General features: G+C 67.9%; 21 protein-coding genes and 1 tRNA gene. 14 read left to right on the top strand and 8 right to left on the bottom strand.

All coding sequences use genetic code 11. The features are described from left to right. The first annotated feature begins 46 nt into the window (after nt 1-46). From pyk to ACFXMV_RS20025, 3 genes are all read left to right on the top strand, one after another. Nucleotides 47-1,465, top strand: a complete 1,419-nt coding sequence (pyk, locus tag ACFXMV_RS20015) for a pyruvate kinase (RefSeq protein WP_378500142.1) — start codon at nt 47-49, stop codon at nt 1,463-1,465. Next, nucleotides 1,466-2,368 (top strand): acyl-CoA thioesterase, encoded by a 903-nt coding sequence (locus ACFXMV_RS20020; RefSeq protein WP_378503469.1) that lies wholly within the window; start codon nt 1,466-1,468, stop codon nt 2,366-2,368. It abuts the gene before it with no gap. Between the two features lie 138 nt (nt 2,369-2,506). After that, on the top strand, nt 2,507-4,378 hold the full coding sequence (locus ACFXMV_RS20025) for an ABC transporter ATP-binding protein/permease (RefSeq protein ID WP_378501523.1): 1,872 nt from the start codon (nt 2,507-2,509) through the stop codon (nt 4,376-4,378). Nucleotides 4,379-4,382: 4 nt separating this feature from the next. Here the strand turns inward: ACFXMV_RS20025 and ACFXMV_RS20030 are convergent, their stop codons facing one another. Then, nucleotides 4,383-4,571 carry a hypothetical protein gene (locus tag ACFXMV_RS20030; RefSeq protein WP_378501522.1) on the bottom strand — a complete coding sequence of 63 codons (189 nt, stop codon included), beginning with the start codon at nt 4,569-4,571 and terminating at the stop codon, nt 4,383-4,385. Between the two features lie 303 nt (nt 4,572-4,874). Between ACFXMV_RS20030 and ACFXMV_RS20035 the strand changes: the two genes are divergently transcribed. Then, nucleotides 4,875-5,858: an alpha/beta hydrolase gene (locus tag ACFXMV_RS20035; protein WP_378501521.1), complete on the top strand. Its 984-nt coding sequence runs from the start codon at nt 4,875-4,877 to the stop codon at nt 5,856-5,858. A 10-nt stretch (nt 5,859-5,868) separates the two neighbouring features. Here ACFXMV_RS20035 and ACFXMV_RS20040 read toward each other — a convergent pair whose 3' ends face one another. From ACFXMV_RS20040 to ACFXMV_RS20060, 5 genes are all read right to left on the bottom strand, one after another. Continuing rightward, the gene (locus ACFXMV_RS20040; RefSeq protein WP_378503470.1) at nt 5,869-6,330 is read right to left on the bottom strand and encodes an SRPBCC family protein; all 462 of its coding nucleotides are present in this window, start codon (nt 6,328-6,330) and stop codon (nt 5,869-5,871) included. A gap of 93 nt (nt 6,331-6,423) precedes the next feature. After that, nucleotides 6,424-6,663: a hypothetical protein gene (locus ACFXMV_RS20045; protein ID WP_378501752.1), complete on the bottom strand. Its 240-nt coding sequence runs from the start codon at nt 6,661-6,663 to the stop codon at nt 6,424-6,426. 51 nt (nt 6,664-6,714) lie between these two features. Continuing rightward, nucleotides 6,715-6,927 (bottom strand): hypothetical protein, encoded by a 213-nt coding sequence (locus ACFXMV_RS20050; protein WP_378501753.1) that lies wholly within the window; start codon nt 6,925-6,927, stop codon nt 6,715-6,717. Between the two features lie 227 nt (nt 6,928-7,154). Continuing rightward, entirely contained in the window at nt 7,155-7,418 is a 264-nt protein-coding gene (locus tag ACFXMV_RS20055) for a hypothetical protein (RefSeq protein ID WP_378501754.1), read from the bottom strand. Nucleotides 7,419-7,688: 270 nt separating this feature from the next. Continuing rightward, a tRNA-Leu gene (locus ACFXMV_RS20060) sits at nt 7,689-7,765 on the bottom strand. A 108-nt stretch (nt 7,766-7,873) separates the two neighbouring features. Between ACFXMV_RS20060 and ACFXMV_RS20065 the strand changes: the two genes are divergently transcribed. From ACFXMV_RS20065 to ACFXMV_RS20100, 8 genes are all read left to right on the top strand, one after another. After that, nucleotides 7,874-8,482, top strand: a complete 609-nt coding sequence (locus ACFXMV_RS20065; RefSeq protein WP_378503471.1) for an ANTAR domain-containing response regulator — start codon at nt 7,874-7,876, stop codon at nt 8,480-8,482. Between the two features lie 319 nt (nt 8,483-8,801). Beyond that, a complete protein-coding gene (locus ACFXMV_RS20070; RefSeq protein WP_378503472.1) occupies nt 8,802-10,001 on the top strand; it encodes a branched-chain amino acid ABC transporter substrate-binding protein in 1,200 nt (399 codons plus the stop codon). Nucleotides 10,002-10,097: 96 nt separating this feature from the next. Then, a complete protein-coding gene (locus ACFXMV_RS20075) occupies nt 10,098-11,135 on the top strand; it encodes a branched-chain amino acid ABC transporter permease (RefSeq protein WP_378502117.1) in 1,038 nt (345 codons plus the stop codon). Then, a complete protein-coding gene (locus ACFXMV_RS20080; protein WP_378502118.1) occupies nt 11,132-12,370 on the top strand; it encodes a branched-chain amino acid ABC transporter permease in 1,239 nt (412 codons plus the stop codon). The genes ACFXMV_RS20075 and ACFXMV_RS20080 overlap by 4 nt, the downstream gene beginning before the upstream one ends. After that, nucleotides 12,367-13,329 carry an ABC transporter ATP-binding protein gene (locus tag ACFXMV_RS20085; protein WP_378503473.1) on the top strand — a complete coding sequence of 321 codons (963 nt, stop codon included), beginning with the start codon at nt 12,367-12,369 and terminating at the stop codon, nt 13,327-13,329. The genes ACFXMV_RS20080 and ACFXMV_RS20085 overlap by 4 nt, the downstream gene beginning before the upstream one ends. Continuing rightward, nucleotides 13,316-14,059: an ABC transporter ATP-binding protein gene (locus tag ACFXMV_RS20090; protein ID WP_378503474.1), complete on the top strand. Its 744-nt coding sequence runs from the start codon at nt 13,316-13,318 to the stop codon at nt 14,057-14,059. The genes ACFXMV_RS20085 and ACFXMV_RS20090 overlap by 14 nt, the downstream gene beginning before the upstream one ends. Nucleotides 14,060-14,113: 54 nt before the next feature. Continuing rightward, nucleotides 14,114-16,849 (top strand): DNA polymerase I, encoded by a 2,736-nt coding sequence (gene polA / locus ACFXMV_RS20095; protein WP_378501188.1) that lies wholly within the window; start codon nt 14,114-14,116, stop codon nt 16,847-16,849. Between the two features lie 16 nt (nt 16,850-16,865). Then, nucleotides 16,866-17,639, top strand: a complete 774-nt coding sequence (locus ACFXMV_RS20100) for a PIG-L family deacetylase (protein ID WP_378501187.1) — start codon at nt 16,866-16,868, stop codon at nt 17,637-17,639. Nucleotides 17,640-17,652: 13 nt separating this feature from the next. On the opposite strand, the gene trxA is transcribed toward ACFXMV_RS20100, so the two are convergent. Then, the gene (gene trxA / locus ACFXMV_RS20105; protein WP_378501186.1) at nt 17,653-18,015 is read right to left on the bottom strand and encodes a thioredoxin; all 363 of its coding nucleotides are present in this window, start codon (nt 18,013-18,015) and stop codon (nt 17,653-17,655) included. Between the two features lie 94 nt (nt 18,016-18,109). Continuing rightward, nucleotides 18,110-18,622, bottom strand: a complete 513-nt coding sequence (locus ACFXMV_RS20110; protein WP_378503475.1) for a 2'-5' RNA ligase family protein — start codon at nt 18,620-18,622, stop codon at nt 18,110-18,112. 19 nt (nt 18,623-18,641) lie between these two features. Here ACFXMV_RS20110 and ACFXMV_RS20115 point away from each other — a divergent pair, with 19 nt between their 5' ends. Together ACFXMV_RS20115 and ACFXMV_RS20120 are read left to right on the top strand one after the other, a co-directional pair. Then, nucleotides 18,642-19,763 carry an isocitrate/isopropylmalate dehydrogenase family protein gene (locus tag ACFXMV_RS20115; protein ID WP_378503476.1) on the top strand — a complete coding sequence of 374 codons (1,122 nt, stop codon included), beginning with the start codon at nt 18,642-18,644 and terminating at the stop codon, nt 19,761-19,763. Between the two features lie 77 nt (nt 19,764-19,840). Next, a complete protein-coding gene (locus ACFXMV_RS20120; RefSeq protein ID WP_378501805.1) occupies nt 19,841-20,749 on the top strand; it encodes an ABC transporter substrate-binding protein in 909 nt (302 codons plus the stop codon). Nucleotides 20,750-20,765: the final 16 nt, after the last annotated feature.

A 20,765-nucleotide genomic window follows, 5' to 3' on the forward strand; every position in this document is an offset into this window, starting at 1 on the left:
ACCGCCTCCGATGGAGATGCGTGAGGGCACCGACTAGGCTCGACGCGTGACCCGACGGACGAAGATTGTGTGCACACTCGGCCCCGCGACCGCGACCGGGGAACGTATTCGTGAGCTCGTCGAGAGCGGCATGGACGTGGCCCGCCTGAACTTCAGCCACGGCGAGCACGCCGACCACGAGGAGAACTACCGGCGGGTGCGCGCGGCCTCCGAAGCGACCGGCAAGGCCGTCGGCATCCTGGCCGACCTGCAGGGGCCGAAGATCCGCCTCGGCCGCTTCGCCACCGGCGCCACCGTGTGGGAGAACGGCGAGGAGGTGCGGATCACGGTCGAGGACTGCGACGGCACCCACGACCGCGTCTCCACCACCTACAAGGAGCTGGCCAAGGATGCCAAGCCAGGCGACCGCCTGCTCGTCGACGACGGCAAGGTCGGACTGACCGTCACGGCCATCGACGGCAACGACGTCGTCTGTGAGGTCACCGAGGGTGGCCCGGTCAGCAACAACAAGGGTGTCTCGCTGCCGGGGATGGACGTCTCGGTGCCCGCGATGTCCGAGAAGGACATCGAGGACCTCGAGTTCGCGCTGCGCCTCGGTGTGGACTTCATCGCGCTGTCCTTCGTCCGGTCGCCCGCCGACGTGGAGCTGGTGCACGGGGTGATGGACCGTCTCGACCGACGCGTTCCGGTGATCGCGAAGCTGGAGAAGCCGGAGGCGATCGAGAACCTCGAGGCAATCGTCCTCGCCTTCGACGCGGTGATGGTGGCCCGCGGCGACCTCGGCGTGGAGCTGCCGCTCGAGCAGGTGCCTCTGGTGCAGAAGCGCGCCATCCAGATCGCCCGCGAGAACGCGAAGCCGGTGATCGTGGCGACCCAGATGCTCGAGTCGATGATCGAGAACTCCCGGCCGACCCGCGCGGAGGCCTCGGACGTCGCGAATGCCGTCCTGGACGGCGCCGACGCCGTGATGCTGTCGGGGGAGACCTCCGTCGGCAAGTTCGTGATGGAGACCGTGCAGACGATGGCCCGCATCGTCCAGGCCGTGGAGAACGAATCCACCCGGGTTCCCCCGCTGACCCACGTGCCCAGGACCAAGCGCGGCGTGATCTCCTACGCCGCACGCGATATCGGGGAGCGACTCGACGCGAAGGCACTGGTCGCGTTCACCCAGTCCGGTGATACGGTCCGCCGGCTCGCACGGCTGCACACGCCGCTTCCGCTGCTGGCCTTCACCCCGCTGCCGGAGGTGCGCAGTCAGCTGACCCTGACCTGGGGCACCGAAACCTTCCTGGTGCCACCGGTCTCGACGACGGACCAGATGATCGGTCAGGTCGACACCGCGCTGCTGTCGCTCGGGCGGTACAACAAGGGCGATCTGGTCGTGATCGTGGCGGGCTCGCCCCCGGGCACAGTAGGCTCGACCAACTTGATTCACGTGCATCGCATTGGAGAAGAGGACCACTAGGTGACTGACGCGGGGGCGCAGCCCCGTCCCGTTCGGGCGGGGGACCTCGACACCCTCCTCAGTGTGCTCGACCTCGAGCAGCTCGGCGACGACGTATTCCTGGGGCACCATCCGCCGCAGTCCCAGCTCGGCAGCCGGACGTTCGGCGGCCAGCTGGTGTCCCAGGCGATCATCGCGGCCGGGCGCACGGTGTCCGGCGATCGGCCGGTGCACGCGATCAACGCCCACTTCATCCGAGGCGGCGACGTCAAGCGGCCGATCGAGTACCGGGTGCAGCGCCACCGCGACGGCCGGGCCTTCGCGAACCGTCAGGTCACCGCGTACCAGGACGACCAGGAACTCTGCGTGATGCTCGTGGCGTTCCAGGACTGGGGCAAGGGCCTCGAGCACGCGGTGGAGGTCCCGGATGTTCCCTACCCGGACACCCTGCCGCCGCTCGGCGACCACTTCGTCGGGTTCGAGGACCGGCTGCAGATGTTCGTCAACGCGCTCAAGCCGATCGACATGCGCTATGCGAACGACCCGAGCTGGATTCTCAAGGGCACCGGGGAGAAGCTCAACCACAACCGGGTCTGGATGAAGGCGGACGGCGAGCTGCCCGACGACCCGCTCATCCATGTCGCGACCATGGGCTATTCCTCGGACACCACGGTGCTCGATTCGATCATCACCACCCACGGGCTGTCCTGGGGCCTTGACCGCATCGTCGCGGCCACCGTGAACCACTCGATCTGGTTCCACCGGCCGTTCCGGTTCGACGAGTGGGTGTTGTATGCGACCGAGTCGCCCGTGGCCGCCGGCTCGCGCGGGCTGGCGACCGGCCGGTTCTTCTCGATCGAGGGTCAGCTGCTCGCCACCGTGGTGCAGGAGGGCCTGATCCGGCATTTCCCGAGCCGGAAGTAGGCATCGCGAGCCGTCCGACGCTGCGCTGAAAATCGTTGACGGCCTGAGGAAACGGGCAAAGCGCCCATGTCCGCGCGTTGGGGTGTGTCCGGGGTTACACTTCGCAGGCTCTGCCCGTCGTAGCTGATAGGTGGCCCCATGGAGACATCCAGAGTCTGGAGCGATGAGCTCGTCGAGAGTCTGAAGTGGATCGTGATCACCTTCGGGATCACGGCCGTCTGCTTCGTTGTCGTCGCAGTTCTCCTCCTTCGGCACACCCGATGGGGGCGTCAGTTCTGGGCGATCAGCGGCGACTACTTCGTCGGCCCTGGCAGGGCGTTGGTTTGGGCGCACCTGGCCGCCCTGCTGTTGCTCGTGGTCTGTCTGGTGCGCGTCAATGTCCTCATCACCTACTGGAGCAACGACCTCTACACCTCGCTCCAGTTGGGGGCGCAGGCCCTGTCGGGCGGTGATTCCGCCGCGCTCGATTCGGCGCGGGACGGTTTCTGGTCCGCAATGTGGCTCTTCTGCGTGTTGGCAGCGATTCACGTGGTCCGGGCGTTGGTCAGCATCTATCTCAGCCAGGCTTTCGACATCCGCTGGCGGGTGTGGCTGACCGACCGATTCGCTGGCGATTGGCTGAACGGGCGGGCCTACTATCGCGGGCAGTTCATCGACAACACGATCGACAACCCGGACCAGCGCATCCAGCAGGACATCACCGATTTCGCCGTCACGTCGCGGCAACTCTCGCTCGGTGGTGGAACCGCGCCAGGTGCGGTCGGGTCGGTCCTGTCGGTAATCTCGTTCACCCAGATTCTCTGGGAACTCTCCGGCCCGCTGAACATCTTCGGCGTCGAGGTGCCGAGGGCGATGATGTTTCTCGTCTTCGTCTACGTGCTGGTCACCACCGCGATTGCCTTCTGGATCGGTTACCCGCTCATCCAGCTCAACTACCTGCGGGAACGCTTCACGGCGAACTTCCGGTACGCGCTGGTGCGCCTGCGTGACAGCGCGGAGAACGTCGCGTTCTATCGGGGCGAGCGGGTCGAGCGCCGCGGATTGCTGACCAGGTTCGCCGCGGTGATCCGCAACGCCTGGCAGATCGTGTTCAGGAACCTCAAGTTCACCGCCTGGAACTTCGGCGTCGGGCAGGCGTCGGTGATCTTCCCGTACCTGGTTCAGGGGCCGCGGTTCTTCTCCGGCGCCGTGACGCTCGGCGACCTACAGCAGACCGGCCGAGCCTTCAGTGAGATCCATGACTCGCTGTCGTTCTTCCGCGAGTCCTACGACGACTTCACCGCCTATCGGGCCTCGCTGATCCGTCTCCATGGGCTCAAGGAGGCGAGTCGGGAGTCGCGCGGACTACCGCAGATCGCAGTTTCGGACACCGACGGCGGAGTCGAACTCGTCGACATCGCCGTTCGGCGGCCCGATGGCGACGTGCTGATCGACGACCTGAGCCTGCGACTGGCGACGGGAGATGCGTTGGTGGTCAAGGGGCCGTCGGGGAGCGGGAAGACGACGCTGCTCCGATCGCTGGCCGAGATGTGGCCCTACGCGGACGGTGAATTGCGCCGACCCGAGGGCGACGACACACTGTTCCTCTCGCAGATCCCTTATCTGCCGCTCGGCGACCTGAGAACGGCGGTCTGCTATCCGGCGAAGCCAGACGACGTCGACGATTCCGCGATTCGCACCACCCTCGGCAATGTTCACCTGGGGCACCTCGTCGGCCGCCTCGACGAAGAGGCGGATTGGGCGAAGATCCTCTCGCCCGGCGAGCAGCAGCGGATCGCGTTCGCCCGGATCCTGCTGATCCGACCGAAGGTGGCGTTCCTCGACGAGGCCACTTCGGCGGTCGACGAGGGCCTGGAGTACTCGCTGTACAGCCTGATCCGCGCGGAGGTGCCCGACACCATTCTTGTCAGCGTCAGTCACCGCAGCACGGTCGACCAGCACCACACCCAGCAGTTGGAGCTCGCAGGCGACGGTCCGTGGGCACTGTCCCCGGTGAACTCCCGCGTCTAGTCCGTCAGGGACGCCAGCCGTTCGGCATGTGCTCGTCGGCGAACGCCAGCTTGATCCGGATCAGTTCCGATCGGTTGGGCTTACCGGACTTCATGAGCAGGCCCTCCTGCTGGGCCTGGGCGTCGTACTCCTCGATCCGCACGGCGTCCATCTTCACCCCGACGAGCGGTCGCACCGGGCCGGGCCTAGGCATGGGTGCCCCCCGGTCCGCGCCCCCGAATCGACCAGTTTCCCCTCATCGTGCTGCCCCTCCCCAAGGATCCGCGTGGCCGTGCCACGTTCGCCGGTCAATGTATCGAATCGGACATACCTATCGGTTGGTTTGATGGCATTTTTCGGGCCATTTTCTCCGGGTCGGCGTGGCGCACGCGCGGGTTGCCCCTCGGCGGGCCGGGCCACGCGCAGGTAACGATTGCGCCGAGGATCCGACCCGGGGGTGGTCGCGGGGAATAGCGTGGTGCAAATGTGATTCAAGTCACGACGGAGGTCGATGGCGATGCGTGGATCTACGAGGGGTGTCAGGGACGCGGCACGGTCTGCGGTGCTGCTGGTGATCGCAGCACTGGTGTTGCCTCTCGGGCTGGCGCTCGGCGCCGCCGCGCCCGCCTCGGCCAATCCGTATGACCGGTTTCACGAGGACTGGGTGACCGCACCAGGCGGCGTCGGGCGGATCAAGGTCCGGATGTGGCTGGCGAACAACGGCAGCAACCGGGCGGTCTACCTACTCGACGGCATCCGAGCGACCAACGACGTGAGCGGCTGGGAGCACGAGACCAACGCCGCCTGGTTGTCCGACCACGGGGTCAACGTGATCGAACCGGTCGGCGGCGAGTCCAGCTTCTATGCGGACTGGTACGCACCGAACAACTTCACCAACCAGCCATATACATACATGTGGGAGTCGTTCCTCACCCAGAACCTGCCCGATCACCTCGCGGCCCGGTACGGGATCAGCCGCACCGACAACGCCGTCGTGGGGTTGTCGATGGGCGGTAACGCGGCGCTGATCCTGGCCGCCCATCACCGCGACCAGTTCACCTTCGCAGGCGCGTTGTCCGGCTACCTCAACCTGTCGGCTCCCGGGATGCGTGAGGCCATCCGGATCGCGATGCTCGACGCGGGCCTGTACAACTCGGACTGCATGTGGGGTCCGCCCTGGGACCCGGCGTGGCTGCGGCACGACCCGTTCGTCCAGGCGGAGGGGCTGCGCGGGCTACCGATGTGGATCTCCGCGGCCAGCGGGCTGCCGGGACCGCACAACCGGCCCGTGTATCCGATCGACTACCTCAACACCGCGACGGGGATGGGGCTGGAGGCGCTGTCGCTGGCTCAGACCAGGGCCTTCCAAGTCCGGCTGCTCACCATGGGCATCGACTCCGCGCACTTCGACTTCCCCGCCGTCGGCACCCATGCCTGGCCGTACTGGCAGGACCAGCTGTGGGCAATGCTGCCGATGCTCAAGAGTTCGATCGGCGCCTGAGCCGCGAGGGTCAGGCAGCTTCGGCTGCGGCCGCGATGTCGCGCAGGTCCTGCGCCATCATCTTCGCGGTGGCCTTCGCGCCGAGCCCGCCGAAGAGCTTCATCAGCGCCTTCGCGAGGAAGCTCGACTTGTCCGCATCGGCCGTGAAGGTCATCGAGAGATCGGTGCCGTCGCCGCTCGGGGCGAGGGTGAAAGACGTCGTGTAGTCGGCGCCGCGGGAGTTCGCCTTCACCACGGTCCGGCGCTCCGCCTCGACCTCGGCGACCCACATCTCCTCGGCCGCCTCCTTGCCCAGCATCTTGCGCGTCTCGCGCCAGCGGGTGCCTACCGCGTAGCCCTCGCCTGAGACCCGCTCGATGCTGATGACGCCGGTCAGCGTCGTCGCGGCGGCATCGAGGTCGGTGAGCACCGCCCATACCTTCGCAGGCGTCGCGGCCACGTGCTGGGTGAGCTGAATCTCGTTGTTCGGCAAGGTCGGTGCCCTTCGTCGGGGGTTGTCCAGCTCTGCTCGAAAGGCACCGGACCGCGCCGGGTGCCCGTACGCTGCTGCGTGTTCGCAGTGTAGTCACTCCGGAAGTCGGGCCTCGAGGGTCCTGGTGAGGATCTCGAGGGCAAGATTCCAGCCCTTCGCCACGTCCTGAGTGAGCGTGACTCCGTGCAGCGACAGCGCGGGACCTGCGAGGTCGGTGACCTCGTCGGGGCCGACGCGGGTCTGCGCGAGTTCGACGATGTCGAGAAGCAGGCGGATGCGGTCGCCGTCGCCCATCGGCAGGCAGGCGCGGTCGGCGAGGCCGGCGGTCGTCATGATGCAACCGTATCGGCGTGGCGGTGCCGCAACCGAATTGGGGACGGTTGGTCAGGCCAGGCAGATGGGAAAGACGATGCTCGGCCCGAACACCGGGATGAGCCCGGTCGGCGCGCATTCGAGGAACGCGGCGAGTGGATCGGTCTGGCCGAGGCGGACAACGGGCTGGATGAGATCGGGGCCGGGTGTCACCGCCGGGCCCGCGGCCGCGATTCCGGGTCCGAGGACGATCATGGATGCGCCAGCCGTTGCTGCCAGTGCCACGCGAAGTACGTTCTTGTTCATGGCGGTCCCTCAAACTACGTGTTCGATTGTGATCGTGTAGCCCATCCCGACCTGGGCAGACGTTGACGCCAGCGCTCGGCCGCCTGGGTCGGCGTGCTCTGCGCTGACATGCGCCGCTCACGTGCAATTTGCGCTGTGATCAACATTGCGCCCTCCGGATGCCGATGGCAACCAGGTTTGTGGATGAGGGCGCGTTGCGGGTGTCGTCAGGCGAGGCAGATCGGGAACGCGACGTTGGGCCCGATGAGCGGGATGAGTCCCCAGGGTGAGCAGGCGAGGACCGCGCCTAGCGCGCCCTGCCACGTCGTCTGCCCTGGCAGCATCACGGCCGGGGTGATCAGTTCGGGGGATACGGGGCTGGCAGGAGGCTCTGGTGTCGAGGCCCCGGCCACCGCGGCCCCGACTCCGAGCGCGAGTACGGGGGCGATCACGGCCGCCGCCGTCGCGGTGCGCAGTGTGATGGTGTTCATGACGTCCTCCTAGAGCGGCAGGCTCGGGCCCCGCGCGAGAGCACGGTTGCGGTCGCGATGCGCTGTTGGTGGACCGAGCCCTCCATTTATCGTGCGCCTCATGTGGGCCTATTGCGAGGGTCAGTTGGCGCCGCCGCGAAACACGGTGGTAGCCAATCGATGTCAGTTCCAGCCGATATCGCGACCGGCGACGATGCGGAACCGGGGAGTCTGCTGTTGCCTCTGGCACGGGACGACTCTGGGTCGAAACCAGGTTTCACCTGATCTTCGTGGTGCCCTCGGTGAGACTCGAACTCACACTGCACGGGTTTTGAATCCGTTTCCTCTGCCAATTGGGATACGAGGGCTGGCGGTTGTCCACTGTAGAAGATCGTCTCCACGCGTCAAGCACCGGTACCCTTCAGTGGTGCGGCGCCTGACTCGGGCGAGGCTGACGACCGAGGGGGATTGGTGTGATGAACGCTCCTGCCGCGCAGGGTGACGGCGCCGTGGCCCGCCGGGTGGTGGTCGCCGAGGACGAGACCCTGATCCGGCTCGACCTGGTCGAGATGCTCCGCGAAGAGGGCTACGACGTGGTCGGGGAGGCAGGCGACGGCCAGCGCGCGGTCGAACTGGCCGAGGAGCTCAAGCCGGACCTGGTGATCATGGACGTCAAGATGCCGCGCCGCGACGGGATCGATGCGGCCTCGGAGATCGCCGCCAAGCGTATTGCGCCGGTGGTGATCCTGACCGCCTTCAGTCAGCGGGAGCTGGTCGAGCGGGCCCGCGATGCCGGCGCGATGGCGTATCTGGTCAAGCCGTTCTCGAAGGCGGATCTGGTGCCAGCCGTCGAGTTGGCCGCGAGCCGGTTCGCCGAGATCTCGGCGCTCGAGCGGGAGGTCGCGACGCTGGCCGACCGGCTCGAGTCGCGCAAGCTCGTCGAGCGGGCCAAGGGTGTGTTGATGAGCTCGCAGTCGTTGACCGAGCCCGAGGCGTTCAACTGGATACAGCGCGCGGCGATGGACGCGCGGACCTCGATGAAGGCCGTCGCCCAGGTCGTCATCGAAACTCTCGACTCGAAATAGGCCGCGGCGCGCCGTAACCATTGTGCTAACTAAGTGTTTCGGATCGACGCTCGGCCAATTCTGCACTCGGTGAATAAATAGGTCAAGATTCATCGATTCGGCTTCTACCTGCGTGTTTCGAGCGATCTCGCAATTTCTGGACGACCGTCTAGTTTGTGTTTCTAAATTACGCCCGCGTGGCGAACTACTTCAATGCGATGCACAGGCATTGTCACGCGGTTATGTTTTGGTCCGGGCTGGCGGTCGGCCCCTCCGGGAATTGTCCGGGGAGCACAGATTTCGGAGGTGGGACGTGCACCGTCGTACAGCGAGAGGCGCGTTGATCGTTGGAGTCGCCGCAGCGCTAGCCGTCGCGGGCTGTAGCAGCAAGACCACCGACGGCGGATCGTCGGACACCGGCGGAACCGGGGACTCGACCGCGCTGAGCATTCAGCCCCAGGTGCTGCTCGATTCGGGGGGTGCGGAGGTCGCGAGCGCTGACGTCACCGACGCGGCCGATCCCGCCGGCGACGGCAACGCCACCTGCTCAGGGGTCACCCTCGCGATGGCGGGCGCGCTGACCGGCGCCAACGCGGCCCTCGGACAGAACATCCTGTACGGGGCCAAGCTCGCCCTCGACAAGCACAACAAGGCGAACCCGAACTGCCAGGTCGAGATGGAGACCTTCGACACCGAGGGCGACCCGCAGAAGGCGACCCAGGTGGCGCCGAACATCGTCAGCAACCAGTCCATCCTCGGCCTGCTGGGGCCCGCCTTCTCGGGCGAGACCAAGGCCACCGGCCCGATCTTCAACCAGAGCGGGCTGCCCTTCCTCACGGCGTCGGCCACCAACCCCACGCTGACCGAGAACGGCTGGACCAACTTCTTCCGGGGCCTCGGCAACGACAACAGCCAGGGCTCCGTCGTCGCCAAGTACCTCACCGGCACGCTCGGCGCGAAGAAGGTGTGCGTCGTGCAGGACGACTCCGACTACGGCGTCGGCCTGGCCCGGGTCGTGACCGAAACCCTCGGCGCCGCAGCTGATCCCGCCTGCTCGGCCAGCGTCAAGACCGGCCAGAAGGACTTCTCGGCCACCGTGTCCCAGATCAAGGGCGAGTCGCCCGACGCGATCTGGTACTCCGGCTACTACGCCGAGGCGGCCCCGTTCGTGACCCAGCTCCGCGAGGGCGGCGTGACCGCGACCTTCACCTCCGGCGACGGCGTCAACGATCCCGAGTTCGTCAAGCAGGCAGGCGAATCGGCCAACGGCGCCATCCTCACCTGCCCGTGCGTCCCGGCGCCGACGGCGCTGGCCGAGCAGTACGAGGAGCTCAACGGCCAGGCGCCCGGCGTCTACTCGGTCGAGGGCTACGACCTGACCACGATCATGCTCAAGGCCATCGACTCCGGGGTGAAGGACCGCGCGGGAATGCTGGCGTTCGTCAAGGAGTACGACGGGCAGGGCGTCGGCAAGAAGTACCAGTGGAACGACAAGGGCGAGCTGTCCAACGCCCTGATCCAGATCTACAAGGTCAACTGACCGAACGGATCCCGCAGCCGGGTGCCTGCTCGAGTGCAGGCCCCGGCTGCGCCGTCCGGGCGCCGGTAGTACCTCCCGACCTTCGAAAGTGACCGGATGATCGCGACCTCCCTCGCAGCCTCGGCAACCCTCTACGCGGGCAACATCGACTTCAACATCGAGGGGCTCACCAGGAGCTTCTGGCAGCTGACCATCGACGGACTGAGCTACGGCGCCATCTACGCGCTGGTGGCGATCGGCTACACCCTCGTCTACGGCGTGCTGCGGCTGATCAACTTCGCGCACTCAGAGATCTTCATGCTCGGCATGTTCGGCCAGTACGTGGCGCTGCAATTGCTGGGCTTCACGCCGAGCGGCAACGCCTACAACGAGGGCGTCGTGATGACCGTCGTGTTCCTCGGCCTGGCGATGCTGTTCGGCATGGCGGTCTCCGGCGGCGCTGCCGTCGGGCTGGAACGGGTGGCGTACCGGCCGCTGCGCAAACGCGGGGCCAAACCGCTCGTCTTCCTCATCACCGCGATCGGAATGTCGTTCGTGCTGCAGGAATTCGTGCACTATGTGCTGCCCAAGATCTGGCCCGGGCTCGGCGGCACCAATGCGCAGCAGCCCATCAAGCTGGTCCAGCCGGTCGAGGTGTTCGGCATCTTCGGCGCCTCGGTGAGCAACGTGACGATCGTGATCATCGTGGCCGCGCTGCTGCTCACCCTGCTCACCGACATCGTCATCAACCGAACCAAGTTCGGCCGGGGCATCCGCGCGGTGGCGCAGGACCCCGACACCGCGACCCTGATGGGCATCTCACGCGAACGCGTGATCATGCTGACCTTCCTGCTCGGCGGCATCCTGGCGGGCGCCGCGGCGCTGCTGTACACCCTCAAGATCCCGTCCGGGATCATCTTCAACGGAGGGTTCATCCTCGGGATCAAGGCGTTTTCCGCGGCCGTGCTCGGCGGCATCGGCAACCTGCGCGGGGCGCTGCTCGGCGGTCTGCTGCTCGGCGTGATGGAGAACTACGGGCAGGTGGTGTTCGGCAGCGAATGGCGTGACGTGGTCGCGTTCGTGCTGTTGATCGTCGTGCTGATGTTCAGGCCCACCGGGATCCTCGGTGAGAGCCTGGGAAGGGCGCGGGTATGAGTACCGAGAATTCCGCCGCGGGGCAGCCGGACCCGACCGACCTGCTCAAGCGGCCCCAACCCGACAAGCACGGTGTCGGCGACGCCATTCGGAGCTGGTGGAACGGCCTGGCCCGGCCGATGCAGTGGCTCGTCGGGGTCCCGCTGATCGCCCTGATTGCGATCCTTCCGGTCTGGCGGCCACCGTTCCTGGACACGCCGGGCACCGACTTCGGCGGGGTGATGGCCCAGTTCGCGATGTACGCCCTGATCGCGATCGGACTCAACGTGGTCGTCGGGCAGGCGGGGCTGCTCGATCTCGGCTATGTCGGCTTCTACGCGGTCGGTGCGTACACGGTCGCGCTGCTCACCAGTCCGAACAGTCCGTGGAACAAGATGACCGCAGGCGGCTTCTTCTCCGAGGACTGGGCGTGGCTGTCCTGCCTGCCGATCGCGGTCGCGATCACCGCGTTCGCCGGGCTGATCCTGGGCACCCCGACGCTGCGGCTGCGGGGCGACTACCTGGCCATCGTCACCCTCGGCTTCGGTGAGATCGTCCGGCTGCTGGCCGACAACCTCACGGACGTCACCCGGGGCGGCCAGGGTCTCTCGCAGATCGCGTACCCGCACCTCGGCGAGTCGGAGGACAGGCCGTATGGCGTCTTCTCGGCGGGCAACACCGGCGGCAACCTGAACTCCGGCGTGTGGTGGTTCTGGGTCGGCATGGTGATGGTGATCATCGCGCTGCTGCTGGTCGGCAACCTCGAGCGCAGCCGGGTCGGGCGCGCCTGGGTCGCGATCCGCGAGGACGAGGACGCGGCCGAGATCATGGGCGTGCCGACCTTCAAGTTCAAGCTCTGGGCGTTCACGATCGGCGCCTCGATCGGCGGTCTGTCCGGTGCCCTCTACGCGGGCCAGGTGCAGTTCATCAACCCGACCGGGTTCAACGTCATCAACTCGATGCTGTTCCTGTGCGCGGTGGTCATCGGTGGTCAGGGCAACAAGCTCGGCGTCATCGTCGGCGCGTTCATCATCGTGTACCTGCCGAACCGGGCGATGTCGATCGAGGTCGGTGGCCAGTCGCTCGGCGACTACAAGTACCTGTTCTTCGGCCTCGCGCTGGTGGTGCTGATGATCTTCCGGCCGCAGGGACTGTTCCCGGCGCGGCAGAAACTTCTGGCCTATGGCAGGCAGATCTACCAGGCTGTACGTAGACCAAGCGAGGCGACCGCAGCGACGACGGAGGTCGGCAGATGACGGCGGGACCGGGAGCAGGCGACGCGCTGTTCGACAACGAGGACATGGCGGCGAACCTCGCGCCCGAGGTAGACGTGCCGACCGCGGGCGAGGTGGACGTCGCGGCCATCGACCCGGCCCTCGGCGACCCCGAGGCGGTGGCCGAGGCGGTGGCCCCGCAGCGCGAGATCGAGACCGCCGAGGGGGAGGCGCTGCTGCAGACGCAGGGGCTGACCGTGCGGTTCGGCGGCCTGGTCGCGCTCGACGACGTCACGTTCGAGATCCGGCGCGGCGAGATCCTCGGCCTGATCGGGCCCAACGGCGCGGGCAAGACCACCTGCTTCAACGCCATCACCGGCGTCTACAAGCCATCGGCGGGCCGGGTGATGTTCGACGGCAAGCCGCTGGCCAAGACCAAGCGCAACGAGATCACCCGGCTCGGCATCGCGCGCACCTTCCAGAACATCCGGCTCTTCGGCGAGATGACCGCCCTCGAGAACGTGGTGGTCGGGACCGACGCGCGGCACCGGACCTCGGTGCCGGGTGCGATCTTCCGGACCGCGCGGCACCGCCGCGAGGAGCGCGACGCCGTGGAACGTGGGATGGCGCTGCTGGAGTTCGTCGGGATCGCGCCGCGCGCGGTCGAGAAGGCGAAGAATCTCTCCTACGGCGACCAGCGGCGCCTGGAGATCGCGCGGGCGCTGGCCACCGAACCCAAGTTGCTGTGCCTCGACGAGCCGGCCGCCGGGTTCAACCCGAGCGAGAAGTCTGCGCTGATGGACCTGATCCGAAAGATCCGCGACGACGGCTTCACGGTGCTGCTGATCGAGCACGACATGCGCCTGGTGATGGGCGTGACCGACCGCATCGTGGTGCTCGAGTTCGGCAAGAAGATCGCCGACGACCTGCCCGCCGCGATCCGCGAGAACCCGGCCGTGATCGCTGCCTACCTGGGGGTGCCCGACGATGCCATCGCCTGACGAGACGACCGGGCCGCTGCTCGAGGTGACCGATGTCGCGGTGAACTACGGGCGCATCCAGGCGCTGCACGGGGTCTCGCTGCGCGTCGAACGCGGTGAGCTGGTGACCCTCCTCGGCGCGAACGGGGCAGGTAAGTCCACCACCATGCGGGCGCTGTCCGGGCTGCTGCCGCTGACCCGCGGCCGAATCGTGTTCGACGGCCAGGACATCACCCACGTGAAGGCGCACGAGCGGGTGAAGCTGGGCATGGTGCAGGCGCCGGAGGGGCGCGGGGTGTTCCCCGGCATGACCGTGCAGGAGAACCTCGACATGGGTTGCTATGCACGCAAATTCGAGACCAAGGCGGCCTACGCCGAGCGGCTGGAGTGGGTGTTCGAACTGTTCCCTCGCCTCGAGGAGCGCCGCACCCAGGTAGGCGGCACCATGTCCGGCGGCGAGCAGCAGATGCTGGCCATCGGCCGGTCGCTCATGTCACGGCCGCGCCTGCTGATGCTCGACGAGCCGTCGATGGGGTTGGCGCCCATGGTGATCCAGCAGATCTTCCGGATCATCGCGGAGATCAACGCGCAGGGCACCACGATCCTGATGGTCGAGCAGAACGCGCAGCAGGCACTCACCCGCACCGATCGGGCCTACATCCTGGAGACCGGAGAGGTGACCAAGACCGGGACCGGCGCGGCGCTGCTCGCCGACCCCGTGATCAAGCATGCCTACCTCGGCGTCGGGTAGCGCGGTGGTCGGGGTGGTTCTCGGGTGTCGGTCCACGTCCCTAGACTCACTGCGGTGAGCCCAGCAACCGATCAACGGTCCTCCGCCCGTCCCGACGGCGCCGCAACCGCCGACAAGCCGACGCTGTTGCTGCTCGACGGCCATTCCCTGGCCTACCGGGCGTTCTTCGCGCTGCCAGCGGAGAACTTCAAGACGCACAGCGGTCAGACCACGAACGCGGTGTACGGGTTCACCTCGATGCTGATCAACCTGCTGCGCGACGAACAGCCGACGCACGTGGCGGCCGCATTCGACGTCTCCCGGCAGACCTTCCGTGCGGAGGCGTTCCCGGAGTACAAGGCGAACCGCAGCAAGACCCCTGACGAGTTCAAGGGGCAGGTGGAGATCACCAAGGACGTGCTCGGTGCGCTGGGCATCCCCGTGATGGCCGAGGCAGGGTTCGAGGCCGACGACATCATCGCCACCCTCACCACCCAGGCCACCGAGCTGGGCTATCGGGTGCTGGTGTGTACCGGCGACCGGGACGCGCTGCAGCTGGTCACCCCGGACGTCACCGTCCTCTACCCGAAGAAGGGCGTCTCCGAGCTGACCCGGTTCACCCCGGAGGAGGTCGAGGCCAAGTACGGCCTGACCCCGAGCCAGTACCCGGACTACGCCGCCCTGCGCGGCGATCCGAGCGACAACCTGCCCGGCATCCCCGGCGTCGGCGAGAAGACCGCGGCGAAGTGGATCCGTGAGTACGGCTCGTTCGACGAGCTGGTGCTGCACGTGGACAAGGTCAAAGGCAAGGTGGGCGACTCGCTGCGCGAGAACCTGGGCAGCGTGATCCTCAACCGCCGGCTGACCGAGATGGTCCGCGACGTGCCGCTGCCGTACACGCCGGACCAGCTGATGCTGGCGCCGTGGGACCGGGACCGGATCCACATGCTCTTCGACGACCTCGAGTTTCGCGTCCTGCGCGACCGGTTGTTCGACACCCTCTCCTCCGCCGAACCCGAGGCCGAGGAGGGCTTCGAGGTGCGCGGCGGCGCGCTGGCGCCGGGCGAGGTGGCCGACTGGCTGGCCGAGCACGCCCGCACCGGGCAGCGGCACGGGCTGTCGGTGGTCGGCTCGAAGCACCCGTACGGCGGCGACGCGAGCGCGGTCGCGATCGCGGCCTCCGACGGCGAGGGTGCGTACATCGTCACCGCGACCGCGAGCCCCGAGGACGAGAAGGCGCTCGGCGCTTGGCTTTCCGACGCGCGCGAGCCGAAGGCCCTGCACGAGGCCAAGGTGGCGATGCACGCCCTGCGCGGGCGGGGCTGGGTGCTCGCCGGGCTGACCAGCGACACCGCGCTCGCGGCGTACCTGGTGCGGCCGGGGCAGCGCAGCTTCAACCTCGACGACCTGTCGCTGCGGTACCTCAAGCGCGAGCTGCGGGTCGAGGAGTCGGGCGAGGCGCAGCTCTCGCTGCTCGACGCCGAAGACCAGGCCGACGCGGACGTCGCCGAGGGGGAGATCCTGCGGGCCAGGGCGGTGGTCGACCTGGCCGCCGCGCTGGATGGCGAGCTCGCTGCCATCGAGGCGGCCGGGCTGCTCACGGAGATGGAACTGCCGCTGCTCGGCGTGCTCGCGGACATCGAGCACACCGGCATCGCCGTCGACACCGCGCACCTGCACGACCTGCAGAGCCGATTCGCCGAGGCGATCAGCCTGGCCGCAGACGCGGCGTACGAGGTGATCGGCAAGCAGATCAACCTGGGCTCGCCGAAGCAGCTGCAGGTCGTGCTGTTCGAGGACCTCGACATGCCGAAGACGAAGAAGACCAAGACCGGGTACACCACCGACGCGGCCGCGCTCGAGGCGCTGTTCGAGAAGACCGAGCATCCCTTCCTCGAGCACCTGCTCGCGCACCGCGACGCGACCCGGCTCAAGGTGACGGTCGACGGGCTGCTCAAGTCCGTCGCGGAGGACGGCCGGATCCACACCACCTTCAACCAGACGGTGGCGGCCACCGGCAGGCTCTCGTCCACGGAGCCGAACCTGCAGAACATCCCGGTACGCACCGATGCCGGTCGGGAGATCCGGGACGGCTTCGTCGTCGGCGAGGGCTACGACTTCCTGCTGACCGCCGACTACAGCCAGATCGAGATGCGGATCATGGCCCACCTGTCCGGGGACGAGGGCCTGATCGAGGCGTTCAACACCGGCGAGGACCTGCACAGCTTCGTCGGCTCGCGCGCGTTCGGGGTGCCGATCGAGGAGGTCACCGCGGAGCTGCGTCGCCGGGTGAAGGCGATGTCGTACGGCCTGGCCTACGGTCTGAGCGCCTTCGGCCTCGCCGCGCAGCTGAAGATCTCCACGGAGGAGGCGAAGGGGCAGATGGACGCCTATTTCGCCCGCTTCGGCGGGGTCCGCGACTACCTCCGCGAGGTGGTCGACCAGGCCCGCAAGGACGGCTACACCTCCACCCTGTTCGGCAGGCGCCGCTACCTGCCGGACCTGAACAGCGACAACCGGCAGCGTCGCGAGGTGGCCGAGCGGGCCGCGCTCAACGCCCCGATCCAGGGCACCGCCGCGGACATCATCAAGGTTGCGATGATCGACGTGCAGAGCTCGCTCGCCGAATCGGGGCTGCGGTCGCGGATGCTGCTCCAGGTCCACGACGAACTGGTGCTCGAGGTGGTCGAGTCCGAGCGCGTGCAGGTCGAGGCGCTGGTCCGGGAGAAGATGGCCGGTGCCATCGAACTCTCTGTCCCGCTTGAGGTTTCGGTCGGAACCGGTCGCAGCTGGGATGCCGCGGCGCACTGACTATGAGGATGAACGTATGAGCGTATTGGTCTGTTTCCACGCCCACCCCGACGACGAGGTGTTCGTCACCGGCGGAGTCATGCGTCAGGCGGCCGATGCCGGCCACCGCGTCGTGGTCGTCACCGCGACCGACGGCGCGCTCGGCGAGGTACCCGAGGGGCTGCTGGCGGAGGGCGAGCTGCTGGCCGATCGCAGGCGCCGTGAGCTGGAGGAGTCCACCAGCGTGCTCGGCGCGCATCGGGTGGTGCTGCTGCACTACGCCGATTCGGGGATGGCGGGCACCCCGGAGAACGCGAACCCGGCGGCGTTCTGCAACGCCGACGTCGAGGAGGCCGCGGCGAGACTGGCCGCGGTCCTCGTCGAGGAGTCCGCCGACGTGCTCACCGTGTACGACCCGAACGGCGGCTACGGCCACCCCGATCACGTGCAGGTGCACCACGTCGGGGTGCGCGCCGCGGAGATCGCCGGGGTGCCGCACGTCTACGAGGCTGCCGTCAGCCGCGATCACATCCGCCGGCTGATGGCGGCGAACCCGGAGTGGTCCGAGGATGCCCAGCCCCCGGACCTGGACACCTTCGGCCTGCCGGACGAGGACATCACCACGGTCGTGGACGTGAGTGCGGCGATGGGCGCCAAGCGCGCCGCGATGCACGCGCACGCGACGCAGGTCGGCGATTTCGGGCCGTTCCTGCAGATGCCCGAGGAGCAGCTCCGGGCCGCGTTCGGGCAGGAGTGGTTCCGGCGCCGGGGCGCGCCTGCAGGCCTCGCGGAGACGGCGCTGCCCCTCTGACCGACTGCCGGAGCTAGCTCTCCTGGGCCGCGACCTGCTCGCGCACCTTGTCCATGTCCAGCGCCTTGACCTGGGTGACGAGGTCGTCGAGGGCGGCGGGCGGGAGCGCGCCCGGCTGGGAGAAGACCAGGATGCCCTCACGGAACGCCATGATGGTCGGGATCGACTGGATGCCTGCCGCGGCGGCGAGTCCCTGCTCGGCCTCGGTGTCGATCTTCGCGTGCACCACGTCAGGATGCTGCTCGGAGGACGCCTCGAAGGTCGGGGCGAAGCTGCGGCACGGTCCACACCAGGACGCCCAGAAATCGACGAGGACGACGTCGTTCCCGCCGATCACGTCGTCGAAGTTCTGCTGGGTCAGGGTCTGCGTAGGCATCCGAATCCTCTCGTCATGGCTTGTCGACCGGGTTCAACGCGCCGGTGCGTCCGATTCTTCCCGCCGCAGGCGTGGCGGTGTGGGAGGACCCCCCTCAGGTGATCAGCCATTCCCGCTTGGCCTCGCCGTCCCACCGCCTGATCGAGACCGCATGCCCGGTCAGGTGAGTGGCTGAGACGGCACAGACCGCGGCCCCGATCTGTTCGGGGAGCACCCGCCTGGCCAGCGTGACGTGCGGCGTCCAGTCGCCGGGGTGGGTGTGGGTGGGGATCCCCTCGCTGGTGTGCATCAGACGATGGACAGTCCGTTGCAGCGACAGTAGTCCTGACGTGGGAACCACCAGGTGCGCCAGCGTCTTTCGATGGCCACCGAAGATCACCAGCCCGCCGAGCGTGATCTGGAGGGTGGGGGCGAGCAGTCCCCGCTGGAGTTCCAGTTCGACCTCGGGGGCGATGTGCTGGGCGACCGCGAGGGTGATGTGCGGGCGGTTCGAGGCCTGCCGGACCGCGTCCTGTCCGCGGACCCCGGAGCCGGAGACCTGCCGCCATTCGCGACGGACGGCGGCGTCGAGGCGGTCGTCGAGTAACAACTCCACGGACTGCACCATGGTGAGTAATGATTGTCGGGTGACCCCGACGAGCGCAACGAAACCGGAGCCGGAACCACAGGCAACACCGGAGCCGACCAGGCTGGGCTTGCTGGTGGGGGACGGGATCGGGCACGAGATCGTGCCCGCGGCGCAGCGGATCGCGGACGCCGCCGTCTCCGCCGTTGGCGGCACCCCGGTGCAGTGGGTGCCGCTCGACGTGGGGCTCGATGCCATCGGGGCACACGGGACGCCGATGCCGGAGTCGACCCTGGTGGCGCTCGCCGACCTCGACGGTTGGGTGCTCGGCCCGCACGACAGCGCTTCCTACCCGGAACCGTTCCGTGGGCAGCTGACCCCCGGTGGCGCCATCCGCAAGCGATTCGACCTGTTCGCCAACATCAGGCCGTCGCGGGCGTTCGCCGGGGTGCGTGCGGTGTCACCCGGCATGGACCTGGTGATCGTCCGGGAGAACACCGAGGGCTTCTATGCGGACCGCAACATGTTCACCGGCAGCGGCGAATTCATGCCGACGCCGGACGTGGCGATGGCTGTCGGGGTGGTCACCAGGCGGGCCTGCGAACGGATCGCGCACACCGCCTTCGAACTCGCCTCCAGGCGGCGGCGTCGGGTCACGGTGGTACACAAGGCGAATGTGCTCGCCCTGACCACCGGCCTGTTTCGCGACGTGTGTCACGAGATCGGGGAGCAGTACCCGGACGTCGAGGTGCGAAACGAGCACGTCGACGCCATGGCCGCGCACCTGGTGCGGCGGGGCGGGGACTTCGATGTGGTGGTCACCGAGAACATGTTCGGCGACATCCTCTCGGATCTGGCGGGGGAGCTGGCCGGTTCGCTCGGCACCGCGCCGTCCCTGAACGCGTCCGAGACCAAGGCGATGGCGCAGGCGGCGCACGGCGCAGCCCCCGACATCGCAGGCCGAAACCGGGCCAATCCGACCGCGATGATCCTCTCGACCGCGATGCTGTTCGAGTGGTTGAGCGCGCGCGGCGGGGACCCGATGCTCGGTCGGGCCGCGGAGCGGATCCAGTCGGCGGTGGCGAACACCCTCGAGGTGGGGGTGGCGACCGCGGACCTCGGCGGGCTGGCGTCGACCGCGGAGTTCGCCGAAACGGTGACGGCCCGGGTACTTCGGCGATGATCGGGCCAGGGGACGCCGCCGCCCAGTAGTCTTTCCTGGTGGCAACTCGATCCGAGTCGAGCTCCGCGGCGCCCGCCATGGCGGGCCGCCGATCGCGTAGGCGCGCGAAGCGCATTGGCGCGGCCATCGGGGGCCTGGTCCTCGCGCTGACCGCGTCCGCGTGCGTGACCAACAACGAGGGACAGATCCCGGTCACGGACGTGGTGCACGTCGAGCGGGTCGAGGAGATCGCGGCGGGCCTGCCGCCTGAGGTCGCCGCGTCCGGTCGGCTGATCGTCGGGACAAATGTCCCCTACGCGCCCAATGAGTTCAAGGACGAGGACGGCAACATCGTCGGCTTCGACGTGGACCTGATGAACGCCGTCGGCAAGGTTCTCGGGCTGACCGTCGACTACAAGCAGGCGGACTTCGACAAGATCATCCCGGCAGTGCAGGCGGGCACCTACAACGTGGGCATGTCCTCCTTCACCGACACGAAGGAGCGCGAGAAGACGGTCGACTTCGTCACCTACTACCGCGCGGGCATCCAGTGGGCGCAGCGGACCGGTGAGCCGGTGGACCCGAACAACGCCTGCGGGCTCCGGGTCGGCGTGCAGACCACGACGACCGAGGACATCGACGAGGTGCCCGCGAAGAGCGAGACCTGCGTGGCCGCGGGCAGGCCGCCGATCAAGAAGGTGAAGTTCGACAGTCAGGACGACGCCGCGAACGCCTTGATCCTCGGCCGGGTGGACGCCCTGTCCGCCGACTCGCCGGTCACCGCGTACGCCATCAAGCGCAGCGATGGACGGCTGGAGGCGGCCGGTGAGGTGTTCGACTCGGCGCCCTACGGCTGGCCGCTCGCGAAGGGGTCGCCGCTGGCGCCCGCGTTGCAGCGGGCCATGCAGTACCTCATCGACGGCGGCCAGTACCAGCGGATCGCGGACAACTGGGGCGTCGGATCGGGGACGATCACACAGTCGCAGATCAACGGGGCGGCCGGCTGAGCCGGGGAAGGTGGAC

Origin of the sequence: Rhodococcus sp. NPDC059179 (assembly GCF_042754885.1) — a bacterium.
GTDB lineage: Bacteria > Actinomycetota > Actinomycetes > Mycobacteriales > Mycobacteriaceae > Rhodococcus_G.